Annotated in this window: 12 protein-coding genes; 8 read left to right on the top strand and 4 right to left on the bottom strand. The window is 69.8% G+C overall.

Annotated elements, in window-relative coordinates; all coding sequences use genetic code 11:
* Positions 1 to 21 precede the first annotated feature (21 nt).
* From L1Z78_RS25205 to L1Z78_RS25240, 8 genes are all read left to right on the top strand, one after another.
* A complete protein-coding gene (locus L1Z78_RS25205; RefSeq protein ID WP_234639065.1) occupies positions 22 to 801 on the top strand; it encodes an IclR family transcriptional regulator in 780 nt (259 codons plus the stop codon).
* A 1-nt stretch (position 802) separates the two neighbouring features.
* Positions 803 to 1,969: a DUF3108 domain-containing protein gene (locus tag L1Z78_RS25210; protein ID WP_234639066.1), complete on the top strand. Its 1,167-nt coding sequence runs from the start codon at positions 803 to 805 to the stop codon at positions 1,967 to 1,969.
* Positions 1,970 to 2,185: 216 nt separating this feature from the next.
* Positions 2,186 to 2,479, top strand: coding sequence for a DUF3567 domain-containing protein (locus L1Z78_RS25215; RefSeq protein ID WP_234639067.1), 294 nt, complete (start codon positions 2,186 to 2,188; stop codon positions 2,477 to 2,479).
* A 244-nt stretch (positions 2,480 to 2,723) separates the two neighbouring features.
* Positions 2,724 to 4,172 (top strand): MFS transporter, encoded by a 1,449-nt coding sequence (locus tag L1Z78_RS25220; protein ID WP_234639068.1) that lies wholly within the window; start codon positions 2,724 to 2,726, stop codon positions 4,170 to 4,172.
* A gap of 13 nt (positions 4,173 to 4,185) precedes the next feature.
* Positions 4,186 to 5,727 (top strand): FGGY family carbohydrate kinase, encoded by a 1,542-nt coding sequence (locus L1Z78_RS25225; RefSeq protein ID WP_234639069.1) that lies wholly within the window; start codon positions 4,186 to 4,188, stop codon positions 5,725 to 5,727.
* On the top strand, positions 5,724 to 7,415 hold the full coding sequence (locus L1Z78_RS25230; protein WP_234639070.1) for a glycerol-3-phosphate dehydrogenase/oxidase: 1,692 nt from the start codon (positions 5,724 to 5,726) through the stop codon (positions 7,413 to 7,415). The genes L1Z78_RS25225 and L1Z78_RS25230 overlap by 4 nt, the downstream gene beginning before the upstream one ends.
* Entirely contained in the window at positions 7,409 to 8,944 is a 1,536-nt protein-coding gene (locus L1Z78_RS25235) for an FAD-binding oxidoreductase (RefSeq protein ID WP_234639071.1), read from the top strand. The genes L1Z78_RS25230 and L1Z78_RS25235 overlap by 7 nt, the downstream gene beginning before the upstream one ends.
* A 1-nt stretch (position 8,945) precedes the next feature.
* On the top strand, positions 8,946 to 9,512 hold the full coding sequence (locus tag L1Z78_RS25240) for a glycerol-3-phosphate responsive antiterminator (protein WP_012203049.1): 567 nt from the start codon (positions 8,946 to 8,948) through the stop codon (positions 9,510 to 9,512).
* A 16-nt stretch (positions 9,513 to 9,528) separates the two neighbouring features.
* Here the strand turns inward: L1Z78_RS25240 and L1Z78_RS25245 are convergent, their stop codons facing one another.
* The 4 genes from L1Z78_RS25245 to L1Z78_RS25260 form a co-directional block, all read right to left on the bottom strand.
* Positions 9,529 to 10,644 carry a PDDEXK nuclease domain-containing protein gene (locus L1Z78_RS25245; protein ID WP_234639072.1) on the bottom strand — a complete coding sequence of 372 codons (1,116 nt, stop codon included), beginning with the start codon at positions 10,642 to 10,644 and terminating at the stop codon, positions 9,529 to 9,531.
* A gap of 123 nt (positions 10,645 to 10,767) precedes the next feature.
* Positions 10,768 to 11,196, bottom strand: coding sequence for a hypothetical protein (locus tag L1Z78_RS25250; RefSeq protein WP_234639073.1), 429 nt, complete (start codon positions 11,194 to 11,196; stop codon positions 10,768 to 10,770).
* Between the two features lie 369 nt (positions 11,197 to 11,565).
* On the bottom strand, positions 11,566 to 12,663 hold the full coding sequence (locus tag L1Z78_RS25255) for an AbrB family transcriptional regulator (protein ID WP_234639074.1): 1,098 nt from the start codon (positions 12,661 to 12,663) through the stop codon (positions 11,566 to 11,568).
* A gap of 83 nt (positions 12,664 to 12,746) precedes the next feature.
* On the bottom strand, positions 12,747 to 13,319 hold the full coding sequence (locus tag L1Z78_RS25260) for a hemerythrin domain-containing protein (protein WP_234639075.1): 573 nt from the start codon (positions 13,317 to 13,319) through the stop codon (positions 12,747 to 12,749).
* Positions 13,320 to 13,370: the final 51 nt, after the last annotated feature.

Raw genomic sequence — 13,370 nt, forward strand, 5'->3', positions numbered from 1 at the left:
ACAAAACACAATTCTATTGCAATGGACAAGGAACGCGCAGGGATACAGTCCGTCGAGGTCGGCTTCACATTGCTGGAGGCGCTGACGCGCGCATGCGGCCCCCAGATGCTCAAGGACCTGGCCTCCGACGCCGGCATGAGCGCCGCCAAGGCCCACCGCTACCTGGTGAGCTTCCAGCGCATCGGCCTGGTGACCCAGGACGCACGCACCTCCCGCTACGACCTGGGGCCCGCCTCGCTGAAGCTGGGCCTGGCCTCGCTGGCGCGGCTGGACCCCGTGCGGCTGGCGCGCGAACGCATGCCCGCGCTCACGGAACAGTTGCGGCACACCACGGCCATCGCCGTCTGGGGCAACCACGGGCCGACCATCGTGCACTGGGAGGAAAGCGCCCATTCGGTCACCGCCAACCTGCGCCTGGGCGATGTCATGCCCATGCTGGCCTCGGCCACGGGGCGCTGCTTCGCGGCCTGGCTGCCGCGCGAGGCCACGGCCGCGCTGCTGGACCCCGAGGTCGAGCACGCCCGGCGCAGCCAGCGCAAGGACCTGCCGCTCACGCCCCAGGCCATAGACGCCATGCTGGCCGAGGTGCGCGAACGCGGCACGGCGCGCGTGGTCGACACCGTGTTGCCCGGCATCGTCGCGTTCTGCACACCGGTGTTCGACGCCTCGGACCATATCGTGCTGGGGCTGACCACGCTGGGCTCGGTCGCCACCTTCGACCCCGAATACGGCGGCGCCATCGATGCGCCGCTGCGCCTGGCCTGCGAGCAGCTCTCCCGTGATCTCGGCTGGAAGGCCTGAGATGGACCGGCGCCAGCGCGCTCTTCCCCTGCTCACCGCCGCGGTGCTGGGCGCGCATGCGCTGGCGCTGCTGGGCCTGCCGCTGTGGAACCAGATCCCGTCGCAGCGCACCGAGGTGGCTGCCCTGCAGACACGCGCTCTGTCCCTGCCCGAACCACCCTCCCCACCGACCGCGCAGCCCGCCGCGGTACCCGACACGCCGGCCCCTGCCAGGGCACAGCCCAAGCCCCGCCCCCCGGTCCGGCACCCTGCGCCGGCCGTGGCGGCGCCCGAACCGCTGGACACGCCCATTCGCGAGACCGTGGAACCCCTGCCCTCCGCAGCGCCGGCCGAAGCCTCCACGGCAGACACTCCCGTGGCCGGCACGGACACGGGCACGGAGCTGGCCGGTGCGGACCCTGCACCGCAGTCCGCCGCCCAGGCGCAACCCCGGCCCGAGCTCCAGCCCGCCCCCACGGGCGGCACGCCCCAGGGCATGGAGATCACCTCGCCGGGCGGCACGCCGCTGGCTTCCGACGCGCCCGTGCCCGTGCAACTGCCCGACCCTGCTCGGCTGTCGTTTGCCGTCACGGGACAGGCCAAGCGTTTCAACTACTCGGCCAGCGCCGAGCTGGTCTGGCGCCATGCCAACGGCCAGTACCAGGCCCGCCAGGAGGTCAGCCTGTTCCTGCTGGGCTCGCGCTCGCAGGCCAGCGAGGGCCGCATCACCGCCCAGGGCCTGGAGCCGCGCCGCTTCGACGACAAGGCCCGCAAGGAGCAGTCGGCCCAGTTGGCCTTCGAACAGAACACGGCGCATTTCAGCTCGGGCGCGCCGGATGCCCCCATCGCCCCGGGCGCCCAGGACCGTCTCAGCGTGTTCCTGCAACTGTCCGCCCTGCTGGCGGGCGCGCCGCAGCGCTACCCGGCGGGCTCGCAGATCAGCTTCATCACCGTCAGCGCGCGGCGCGCCGACCGCTGGAGCTTTCGCGTGGGCGAGACCGAGACCCTGGACCTGCCCATGGGCAGCACGCCGGCGCTGCGCCTGGACAAGGTCACGGCGCCCGGCGACGACCAGCAAGCCTCGCTGTGGCTGGCCCCCGGCCTGCAATACCTGCCCGTGCGCATCCGCCTGGCCCAGGACAACGGCGATTTCGCCGACCTCCAGCTCAAGAGCCGCCAGGCGCCCTGATCCCAGGGAGTTTCCCGGTAGGCCGGCACTGGCAGGCGCCGCTGCCGCCCGCCTACCACAGCGCGGCCGACGGCGCCCGCCGCCGAGCATGCCAATCCATGGAATACTGTGTGCAAGCGCCTGCGGTGGACAGGGGGCCCCACGGTCCTTGAAATCCGGCGCTTCGCAGCCATCTGTGCTGTGCGATGCTCGGCAACGGGCAAGAAAGGGAACACCATGCAAATGCTCTACGACTCCGAATCCTTTGTGGTGCTCCATCTGCGTCCCGATGTGGATCCGGACGCAGCGTCCGGCCCTGCGGCCGCCGATGCACCGCCCCAGCTGCCCCGCCACGGCTTCGAGATCGTGGACAAGCGCTCGGGCAAGGAGGTGTACCTGGACGGGTCCTGGGCCGAGATGTTCCAGAAGCAGATCATCGCCTGGCAGCAGGACGCCCCGACCGAGGAAGAGGTCGAGGACGCCCTGGAACGCTACGCCGGCCTGGCCCAGCAGCCCGTCGTGGTGCACTGACAGGACAGGGCACCCGGCCCCGTGAAGGGACCGGGTGGACAAGCCTTCGGCAAGCCCGCCGCATCCTTGGTGCGGCGGGCTTTTTGCTGGGCATGCGGACAGGCCCCGGGCTTTCACCGATCCGCGATCCCTGCCCGCTCCCTAGAATCCCGGGCACAGGTTCAAGATTTGAAGACCATCTGTGAGATGGTCTTGTCGCGCCTGTACGGTTTGCCGGCCTCTTGCAGAAACACAGGAGGCCAGCATGCAGACCAGCATCCACAGGATCCGCGGCGTTCAGGATGTCATCGCCCATATCGACGAACGCCCCGGCATCTCGGGCCGTGCCGGCACCATCTGGTGGCTGGCGCTCGGCGGCCTTTTCCTCGACGCCTTTTCCAACTCCGCGCTGAGCGTGGGCCTGGGCCCCATGACGCGCGACCAGCAGCTCACGCCGGCCGAGGTGGCCTGGATGACGTCGCTGGCCTCCTGGGTGTCCATCGCCTTCAACCCCATCGGCGGCTGGATGGCCGACCGCTGGGGCCGCATGCGCCCGCTGGTCATCGCCAAGGTGCTGGCCGTGGCCGGCGCGCTGCTGGTCAGCATGGCGCCCGACTACGCCACCATCCTCTTCGGCCGCTTCTTCGTGGGCGCGGCCTATGGCATCGACTTCGCCATCGCCATGGCGGTGCTGGCCGAGTTCACGCCCGCACGCCTCAAGAGCCGGCTCAACGTCTGGCAGGGCATGTGGTACATGGCCGTATGCAGCAACCTGGTGCTGGCGCTGTGGTTCCACTCCTGGGACGTGGGCGATTCGCTGTGGCGCTACTCGGTCGCGGCCACCGCCGTGTTCGGCGTGTCCATCCTGGGCCTGCAGGCCGCGCTGCTGGTGGAAAGCCCGACCTGGCTGGCACGCAAGGAGCGGCTGGACGACGCGGCCCGCGCCATGACGCGCATCTACGGCCAGACCTTCAGGGCCGCGCCGCCCGCCGAGCGCCTGCCCGTGCTCAACCCGGCCCGGCGCGGCCTGGCCAATGTGCTGCTGATCTTTCGCGGCATCTACCTGCCGCGCACCGTGCTGGCGGCCACGGTGCAGATAGGCCAGTCCATCCAGTACTTCGCCGTGGGCTGGTACCTGCCGCTGATCAGCGCCTCGCTGTTCGGCAAGGACTTCCGCGAGGCCACGCTGGGCGCGCTGGTGTTCAACGTGTTCGGTATCGTCGGCGGCTTCCTGTCGCCCGTCATCGGGCGCCGCCTGGGCCTGCGGCGGGCCTCGGCCTTTGGCTTTGCGCTGGTGTTCCTGATGCTGCTGGTGCTGGGCCTGTTCAACGGCCGCATGCCCATCTGGCTGGCCGTGGCCGTGCCCTCGCTGTTCATCCTCTTTCACTCGGGCGGGCCCGGCGCCAACGGCAAGAGCCTGTCCACGCTGTCCTTCCGCAGCGAGCTGCGCGCGGGCGCCAATGGCGTGATCGGCGCGCTGGGCGCCATGGGCGCGGCGCTGGGGCTGCTGGTGTTTCCGCTGTTTCGCCAGCAGTACGGGCTGGAGAACACCTTCCTCATCCTGTCCGTGGTGCCGCTGGTGGCCAGCGTGGTCTGCTTTTCCATCCGCTGGGACCCCACGCGCACCACGGTGAATCCCGACGACGAGCCCGGCGCTCCCCAGTTCGCCGATGACGCCGCCCCGCCCGCCAAGACGGCCCAATCCATTGCCTGAGAAAGATCTCCCCATGCACCATGAAGCCGTGATCCTTTGCATCGACGAAGGCACCTCGGGCACGCGCGCCGCCGTCGTGGGGCGCGACGGGCAGGTGTCCGCCCAGGACTACCTGCCGCTGCAGGTCCACTGCCCGCGCCCCGGCGTGGTCGAGCAGGACGCCGACCTGCTGCTGGAGCGCACGCTGGACGTGTGCCGCCGCGCCATCGCCCGCGCCCGGGGCAGCGGCCAGCAGATCGAGGCCCTGGCCATCGCCAACCAGCGCTGCTCGGCCGTGCTCTGGGATACGGTCACGGGCCGGTCGCTGGCGCCCATCATGGTCTGGCAGGACTCGCGCCACCGCGACGAACTGGCCCTGCTGGCCGGCGACTGGGACGCCCGGCTGATCCGCCACGCGGGCCGGCCCGTGGGCGTGCGTTCGCCCTACCTGTGGGCCGCGCGCAAGCTGCGTGAGGATGCGGCCGTGGCCCGTGCCTGGCAGCAGCGCCGCCTGGCCTTCGGCACCATCGACTCCTGGCTGCTGTGGCATCTGTCGGATGCGCGCGCCGTGGTCACCACGCCCACCAATGTGACTTCGGGCAATGCCTATGCGCTGGGTGAGCACCGCTACCTGCAGGACTGGCTGGACGCGCTGGAATTTCCCGCCAAGCTGCTGCCCCGCCTGTGCGAGGACGTGCAGGACTTCGGCCGCACGCGCACCGATCTTCTGGGCCTGGCCGTGCCCATCCTGGCCTGCGCGGGCGACCAGCATGCAGCGGCCGTGGGCCTGGGCTGCCTGGAGCGGGGCCAGGCGCTGTGCGTGCATGGCACGGGCAGCTTCGTCGATGTGCTCACGGGCACCCAACTGCCCGCGCATGACGCGGCCCATGAAAGCTCGCTGACCATGACGGCGCGGCGCATGGGCGGTGTCTCGCGCTATGCCATCGAGACCTATGTGCCCACCACCGGCTCGGCGCTCAACTGGATCTGCGAGAAGCTGCAGTGGTTCGACAACCCGCAGCAGATCAGCGCCCTGGCCGGCGATGCCGAAACGCCGGCCGACCTGGTCTTCATCCCCGCGCTCACCGGCCTGCGCCTGCCTGCCATGGAGCCGGGCGCGCGGGCCTCGATCTCGGGCGTGTCCATGGCCACCTCGCGGCCGCAGCTGGCGCGCTCCATCCTCGAAGGAATTGCGCATTCCGTGGCCTCCTGCGTGCAGGCGGACGAGGCCGCCTCGGGCACCGAGGTGGGCGAACTGCTGGTGGGCGGCGGCCTGTCGGGCAGCGATGCCCTGCTGCAGATCCAGGCCGACCTGGGCGGCCTGCCCGTGCGCCGCCTGGCCGATACCGACAAGGCCAGCCTGCGCGGCATCGCCTTCATGGCCGGCAGCGCAGGCCTGCTGTGGGACGGGCTGGAGCAGGCCTGCGCCACGCTGCGCACCGAAGCGGTCTTCACCCCGCGCATGGCCGCCGACGAGCGCGGCGAGCGCCGCCGCATCTGGCGCGCCCGCGTGGGCGACGAACTGGCCCGCGCCCGGGCCCCCGGGCGCAGCGCCGCCCTGGAGGGCTGCGCATGATGCAATGGCCCTTTGGCAATGAACGCAAGGAACGCAGGGACAGCGCCGCACTGACCCAGACCGCGCCGCTGCAGCTGCAGCGCGCGGACCAGCTCGCGCGGCTGGGTGACGAGGCCTTCGACCTGCTGGTCATCGGCGGCGGCATCACCGGCGTCTATGCGGCGCTGGACGCCAGCCTGCGCGGCCTGCGCGTGGCCCTGGTGGAGAAGGACGACTTCGCCTCCGGCACCTCGTCCAAGTCCTCCAAGATGGTGCACGGCGGCCTGCGCTACATCGAGCAGGGCAACCTGGCCCTGGTGCGGCACTCGCTGCTGGAGCGCCAGCGACTGCGCCGCAATGCGCGCCACCTGGTGCAGCGCCTGCCCTTCCTGTTTCCCGTGATGGAGCGCGACGGCGTCTTCGACGCCCGCCTGGCCAAGGCCTTCGGCAGCCTGCTGTGGACCTATGACCTGGCCGGCGGCTGGCGCGAAGGCATCTTGCACCGCAAGCTGGGCAAGGCCGAGGTGCTGTCGCACTGCCCGAGCTTTCGCGAAGAGCAGCTGCTGGGCGGCTACATGTACTTCGACGCGCGCGTGGACGATGCGCGGCTCACGCTGGCCGTGGCGCGCACCGCGGCCTTCCACGGCGCGGCCGTGCTCAACCACGGCCAGGCCACCGCCGTCACGCGCAACGCCCACGGCCGCGTGGATGGCGCCATCGTCCAGGCCGATGGCCGCGAGATCACGGTGCGCGCGCGCAGCGTGGTCATGGCCACGGGCGTGTGGCTGCGCGACTGGGATGGCCGCAAGCCCGGCCAGGAGCCCCGGCTGCACGTGCGCCCCGCCAAGGGCGTGCACGTGGCCATCCCCTGGCTGCGCATACGCAACGACTGCACCGTCACCATTCCCGTGCCGGGCCGCAGCCGGCGGGCCACCATCACGCGCTGGGGCGATGTCTCCTACCTGGGCACCACCGACGAGGACTACGCGGGCGGCCTGGACGATGTGCACTGCACGCGCACCGAGCTGGACTTCCTGCTGGAAGGCGCACGCTCCGCACTCAAGGTGGACCTGTCGCCCGAGGATGTGGTCGGCTCCATCGCAGGCTGCCGCCCCCTGGTCGGCCCGCCCGGCGGCAAGACCGTGGAGATGAAGCGCAACCACGAGATCCATGTGGCGGCCGACGGCCTGGTCACCATCGTGGGCGGCAAGCTCACCACCTCGCGCCACATGGCCGAGCAGACCGTGGACGCCGTGGAAAAGCTGCTGGGCCGGCGCACGCGCTGCACCACCACCTCGGCCTTTGTGCTGGGCGCGGCCGGCTACGACGCCCAGGCCATCACGGCCACGGGCGGCCTGTCTGCCCACCTGGGCGAGCGCTACGGCACGGAGGCGCGCTTCGTCAGCGACCTGCTGGCCGCACGCCCCGAACTGGCCCGGCCCATCGTGCAGGGACTGCCCCATACCGAGGCCGAGGTCCTCTACGCCGTGCGCCACGAAATGGCGGCCAGCGTGGACGACGTGCTCTCGCGCCGCCTGCGCGCCCGCCTCATGGCGCGCGATGCCTCGGCCCACGCCGCGCAGCGCGTGGGCGAGATCCTGGCCGAAGAACTCGGACTGCCAGCGGCCCTGGTCGCGCAACAGGTCCACGACTACCGCCGCGCCACCACACGCGAAAAACAGATCTTGATGGGAGATATCCAATGCTGAGCAAAGACGCAATCGCCCGCGGCTACAACCGCCGCAACTACGTGGTGGGCGCCCCCACGACCCCAGGCTGGGCGGCGCAGGCCGCACCTGCATCCGAAGGTCCTTCCTCCAACCTGCAGCACGAACCCGTAACCGTGCCCGAGGCCGTGCTCGCGGCGCTGCGCGCCGCCTGCGACCGCGTGCAGACCGCGCACGCCGAGGTCGTGGCCGGCACGCGCGACTGGTGGGCACGCACCATGGTGGCCGAGACCTCGGGCCACCCGGCCACGCCGCAGGCCGTCATCGCCCATGTCTCCACCGTCGAGCAGGTGCAGGCCGTGATGCGCATTGCCGACCAGCACGCCATCCCCGTCACCGTCTCGGCCGGGCGCAGCAACGTCACGGGCGCGGCCCTGCCGCTGCGCGGCGGCATCGTGCTGGACCTGTGCGAACTCAACCGCTTCATCGCCATGGACGAGACAAGCCAGATCGTCGAAGTCGAGGCCGGCATGTTCGGCGACGTGTTCGAGGAAACCATACAGGGCCGCCACGGCATGACCATGGGCCACTGGCCCTCGTCCTTCGGCATCAGCACCGTGGGCGGATGGGTGGCCTGCCGGGGCGCGGGCCAGCTGTCCACGCGCTACGGCAAGATCGAGGACATGGTCCACGGCATGGACGTGGTGCTGGCCGATGGCCGCCTGGTCACCGTGGGCGGCTACGCGCGCGCGGCCATCGGCCCGGACCTGCAGCAGCTGTTCATCGGCTCGGAAGGCACGCTGGGCGTGATCGTGCGCATCCGCTTCAAGCTGCACCGCCTGCCCGACCACGGCCGCGCCGTCGCCTATGGCTTTGCCAGCTTTGCCCAGGGCCTGGAGGCCTGCCGCCAGATCCTGCAGCAAGGCGCCAACCCCGCCGCGCTGCGGCTGTACGACGCGCTGGAAAGCGGCGTGCAATTCGGCCGCGGCGACCTCCACGTGCTGCTGATCGCCGACGAAGGCGCGCCCGAGATCGTCGATGCCGTCATGGCCATCTGCGAACGTGTGTGCGCACCTTTGGGTGAACGACTGGACGGCGCCGCCACCCTGGAGCGCTGGCTGGACACGCGCTACCTGACCGGCAAGAGCGCCGAGGGTTTCAAGAAAGGCCCGGGCTTTGTCGCCGACACGCTGGAGATGTGCGGGCCCTGGAAAGACCTGCCGGCCATCTACGAGGAAGTGGTCGCCGCACTGCAGGCCGTGCCCGGCACGCTGGCCGGCTCTGCCCACCAGTCCCATGCCTATGTGGATGGCGCCTGCCTGTACTTTTCGCTGCGCGGCGAGGTGGCCGTGGACCAGCGCGCCCAGTGGTACCGCGCGGCCTGGGACGCGGCCAACGCCGTGCTGCTGCGCCACGGCGCCACGCTCAGCCACCACCACGGCGTGGGCCTGCTGCGCGCGCCCTACATGCGCCAGGCGCTGGGCACGGCTTTCCCCCTTCTGGAGGCGGCCAAGCGCATGCTGGACCCCAAGAACCTGCTCAACCCCGGCAAGCTGGGGCTGGAACTCTGACATGGGCCGCCCGGACAACTCCCTGGGCGCGCGGCTGGCGCGCCGCCCCGTCATCGCCACCCTGTACGGGGCCGAGCAGATGGACGCGCTGCTGGCCAGCCAGGCCGAAGTCGCCATCGTCGCCAACATCGAACTGCGCCGCCTGCGCTCGGTGATCTCCACCATCACCGGGGCGGGCAAGATCGCCATCGTCAACATCGACAGCTGCGACGGCATCTCGCCCGACAAGGGCGGCGTGGACTACCTTGTGGACCTGGGCGCCAGCAGCCTGCTGTCCACGCGCGTGGCCACCATCCAGCGCGCCAACAAGGCCGGGCTGCTGACCATGCAAAAAGTCTTCGTCACCGACCGCTCCACCTGGCCGCGCAGCATCAAGGCCGTGGAGCAGAGCGACCCCAACCTCGTGCAGATCATGCCCGCCCCCATGCTGGCCCACATCACCGAAGCGGAGCGCCGCATCCTGCCGCCGCTCGTGGCCTCGGGCTTCGTGTGTTCGCAAGAGCAGGTGCAGCAGGCGCTGGCCGGGGGCGCGATTGCGGTGTCGACCAGCGACAGTGGGCTGTGGTGAAGGGCTGAGGCAAGCGTCATGCTTGGCCGGCATCAGTGCGGAGTAATCGCCGAGACTCCAGCATGCGTCGAGTGCTCTCCAGCTCTTTTTGCAGCAACTCGGCATCCGGCAGCACCATCCGGTAGTTGGCCGCCATCACCTTGGTCGGCAAGCCATCCAGCGCATACCGCGCCAGGGCATGGCCCTTGTCGGCGCACAGGATCAGACCCACGGGCGGGTTCTCATCCGGGTAGGCCCAATGCTCCTTGGCATAGTTGCAGTACATGTGCATCTGCCCCACGTCGGCATGGGTCAGGCTGCCCAGCTTCAAGTCGATGATGACCAGGCAGCGCAGCTTGCGATGGAAGAGCAGAAGATCCACGCGGTACCAGTTCTGGTCGATCCGCAGCCGACGCTGCCGCCCGACGAAGGTGAAGCCTTCGCCAAGCTCCAGCAGGAAGTCTTCCAGCCGCTGTATCAGGGCCGCTTCTAGGTCGGACTCCGAATACTCGTCCTTGAGGTCGAGGAACTCCAGCACATACGGATCCTTGATCGCATCGTCGGGGGTCACGGCATCCCCGGGCCTTGGCACGGACCCTTTGACGAGCATGGCCGCCTTGTCCCTGGACAAGGCCGTGCGCTCGTAGAACTGACTGCCTATCTGCCGGTCGAGCTGGCGCACGCTCCAGCCACCGCGCAACGCCTCGGCCTCGTAGAACCGGCGGGCATGGTCATCCTTGACCGACAGCAGCCGGACATAGGCGGACCATGGCAACGTGAAAACCTGGGCCAGTTCGGACAAACTCAATTTCCCAGACGGTGTCTGGGAAATTCCAGTCTGTGGATATACGAGGAAGAAGCGCCGCATGCTCTGCAGGTTGTTGACGCCAAATCCGCGCCCGAAACGGTCGCTCAGATCGGTGGACAACCTCTCCATCAACTGCTCGCCATAGCCGGCGCGTCTGCGCCCCTTCTGCTCGGCTTCGACGATCCGGCGCCCAATCTCCCAATAGCTGGCGGTCATCAACGCATTGACGCTGCGGGCCGCGGCTTGCCTCGCGGCGTCCAGCAACTCCACGATGCCCCCATGGATACCGGCATAGCCAGCCGGCAGGGCGGCAGGGTCACCCGCCGCAGGCGTCTTCCTTGTCATGCTGTCACCTCCTCGGCCCAGAATACCCCGGGCCTGTGGCCCGGCCAATGCCTTGGTGCTGCGCCACTGCGCCCAACGCAGCACGCATGGCGCTGCCGGACACTGCGCCCGGAGCCCGGCCCCTCAGGCCGCGCGCCGGCCCCTTACCTCCACGCGCTCCACCAGGTCCTTGAGCAGATCGAAATGCAGGCGCATGTCCCTGAGCGAACGGCCATAGCGTGAGCGTGGCAGCTTGAAGGCCTTGTCGGCCAGTTGCACGGCGCTGGCCGCCATGCGCCATTGCTGCTCGAAGGCCTCGTGGTCGGGCGGCGGGTCGGCCTGCATGCGCCGTATGTGGGCCAGCGCCAGTTCCACCGCGCATTCCACTTCGAACTGGCGCGCATTGTGTCCCCGCTGGTTGCGGCAGGCATGGGTCAGCGACACCAGCAGGCCCTCCACCATGACCAGGGAGACATGCATGGCCTGCTGCCAGGTGGGCCAGGTGGGCCGGGCGGATTGCGGGCAAGGCTGCGCCTGCGCTGCCTCGCGGGCAGCGTTTTTACGAGAGGCCATGGTGTCAGTCCTCCTTAGGGCGAAGGGGACAGGTGGGGACAGGCACAGCGCATTGGCTGGTGGAGATGGATACGGTCATGGTCTGTTTTCCTACGAGATCACAGAAACCACCCGATGCGTTTCTACGCGCAACAAGGTGGACGTGGTGGTTAGAAACACGTCCGTAGTCGTGCGGGCGTCCTTGCGGATAGCCCCCACCACGCCCGAAACCTTGCGAACAGGCGCAAGCGAATGCGCCAATCCGACGAGATAAGGCATGACAAAGCCCCGCTTGAACGTGGGGGCTGCAACGCTACGGAAGGTGTTTCTACGCACCGGGCCTTTCGGCTTGCGGGCAGTTTAGCGGCAAAAAAGGGCGGCCGGGTGGTCCTACTGCACGGCCCGGCCACCGAAGCGCCCGCGCGCCTCCAGCCACCGGAACATGGGCGCCACCAGCAGCAGCACGGCGATCAGTCGGCAGACCTGGAAGGCCGTGACCACGGGCACGCCCAGCTGCAGCACCTTGGCCGTGATGGCCATCTCGGCAATGCCGCCCGGCGAGGTGCCCAGCAGCAGCGTGACCCAGGGCAGGTCCACCGCCAGGTGCAGCAGCCAGGCAAAGCCCGCGCAGATCACCATCAGCCCCACCGTGCCCACGGCGACGGAGCCCAGCCAGCGCGGCGCCGTGTGCAGGAATTCGCGCCGAAAGCGCACGCCCAGGCTGACGCCGATCACCAGCTGCGCAGCATTGACCAGGACCTGGGGCACGGCCGACAGCTCCTGCCCGAACATGGTCAGCAGCATGGACACCAGCAGCGCGCCCAGGAACCAGGGGTTGGCCCGCTTGAGCCGGTCCATGGCCCAGGCGCCCAGGCCCGTGAGCACGGCCAGCAGCGCCAGCCCCGGCCATTCGACGATGCGGATGCTGGGCGGCGTCAGCCCCTCCAGCCCGTGCATGCCGCTCCACTGCAGCGCAAACGGAATGGTCACCGTGACGATGACCAGGCGCAGGCTGTGGCTGGCCGCCACCAGGTCGGTGCGCGCGTTCTCGCGCTCGGCCAGCAGCGTCATCTCGGACGCCGCGCCGATGGCGCCCGCGAAGTAGGTGGTGGCGCGCATCTCGGCGGCCGGAATCTGCGGCATGCGTGGAGCATGCACGCGGTACAGCCAGGCGCCGAAGCCCCAGCCCAGCAGCAGCGCCCAGGCGATGCCCACGGCAATCGCCCACCACAGCCCCGCGATCAACTGCACCACGGCCGGCGTGAAATACAGGCCCAGCGAGGCGCCGATGATCCACTGCCCCCCGTTGCGCAGCCGGCCCGAGCTGGCCGTGGGCGCGCCCAGGATGGAGGCCAGCGAGGTGGCGATCAGCGGCCCCAGCATCCAGGGCAGCGGCGTGCGCAGCCACAGGCACAGCTGGGCGGCAGCGAAGGCGCCCAGCAGGGTCAGTGCGATGCGAAGCAGGAAAAGGGGGCGGCGCTCGGGCATGGCAGGCGAGGCGAAGACAGGTCCAAAGCCTGCGAGTATCGCCGCGTCGGCTCCCGCGTGCTGTCGGCGGCGCCGCCGCAGCGCTACCTCCGTGACAGGTCCGCGCCCCGGCGCACGGCCATCTCGCGGCCCATGGCCGCCTGCGTTGCCTCCGGCAGCAGGCCGCGCGCCTGGGGGTAGGCCAGCCGCTCTTCATTCTCGACATGGCTGGCATAGCAGGCCGCGAAACGTTCGAACAGCTCCTCGTCAGCCGCGCCAAAGCCCTGGGACCGCCCCTCGGCCATGTCCAGCAGCGGCCGGCGTGCCAGCGCCCAGTCGGCGCTCATCAGGCCGTGCTCGCGCTGCAGACGCTGCACCAGGGCCACGGTCTGCGCATCGCCCTGTTTCAGCAGCGGCGGGAAGACATGCAGCTCCTCGTCCTCATGGTGCAGCGGCGCCGCCTGGTCGAAGTAGCGCAGAATGTCGCGCGCCGCCTGGCGTGCGCTGTCATCGCAACCTTTGGTCTGGAGATGCACGCGCAGCCGTTCCAGCAGCGCCAGCATGCGCAGCACGCGCTCGTGGCAGGCCTCGAGCATTTCGAAGGGCTTCTCGAAGCCCACGGCCGGCGCGTTCCACAACGGCAGGCCGCGTGGACGGGGGGCGGCATGGCGGTTCATGCGTCGGTCCTTTCCCTTGTCTTCGCTGGCGCCGGCCGCTGTCTATGATGG

Origin of the sequence: Delftia tsuruhatensis, assembly GCF_903815225.1 — a bacterium.
GTDB lineage: Bacteria > Pseudomonadota > Gammaproteobacteria > Burkholderiales > Burkholderiaceae_C > Comamonas > Comamonas tsuruhatensis_A.

Coding starts and splice junctions, on each gene's coding strand:
- L1Z78_RS25240 (WP_012203049.1), top strand. CDS start 8,946: ATGGGCCGCCCGGACAACTCCCTGGGCGCGCGGCTGGCGCGCCGCCCC.
- L1Z78_RS25215 (WP_234639067.1), top strand. CDS start 2,186: ATGCAAATGCTCTACGACTCCGAATCCTTTGTGGTGCTCCATCTGCGT.
- L1Z78_RS25260 (WP_234639075.1), bottom strand. CDS start 13,319: ATGAACCGCCATGCCGCCCCCCGTCCACGCGGCCTGCCGTTGTGGAAC.
- L1Z78_RS25210 (WP_234639066.1), top strand. CDS start 803: ATGGACCGGCGCCAGCGCGCTCTTCCCCTGCTCACCGCCGCGGTGCTG.
- L1Z78_RS25245 (WP_234639072.1), bottom strand. CDS start 10,644: ATGACAAGGAAGACGCCTGCGGCGGGTGACCCTGCCGCCCTGCCGGCT.
- L1Z78_RS25205 (WP_234639065.1), top strand. CDS start 22: ATGGACAAGGAACGCGCAGGGATACAGTCCGTCGAGGTCGGCTTCACA.
- L1Z78_RS25220 (WP_234639068.1), top strand. CDS start 2,724: ATGCAGACCAGCATCCACAGGATCCGCGGCGTTCAGGATGTCATCGCC.
- L1Z78_RS25230 (WP_234639070.1), top strand. CDS start 5,724: ATGATGCAATGGCCCTTTGGCAATGAACGCAAGGAACGCAGGGACAGC.
- L1Z78_RS25235 (WP_234639071.1), top strand. CDS start 7,409: ATGCTGAGCAAAGACGCAATCGCCCGCGGCTACAACCGCCGCAACTAC.
- L1Z78_RS25250 (WP_234639073.1), bottom strand. CDS start 11,196: ATGGCCTCTCGTAAAAACGCTGCCCGCGAGGCAGCGCAGGCGCAGCCT.
- L1Z78_RS25225 (WP_234639069.1), top strand. CDS start 4,186: ATGCACCATGAAGCCGTGATCCTTTGCATCGACGAAGGCACCTCGGGC.
- L1Z78_RS25255 (WP_234639074.1), bottom strand. CDS start 12,663: ATGCCCGAGCGCCGCCCCCTTTTCCTGCTTCGCATCGCACTGACCCTG.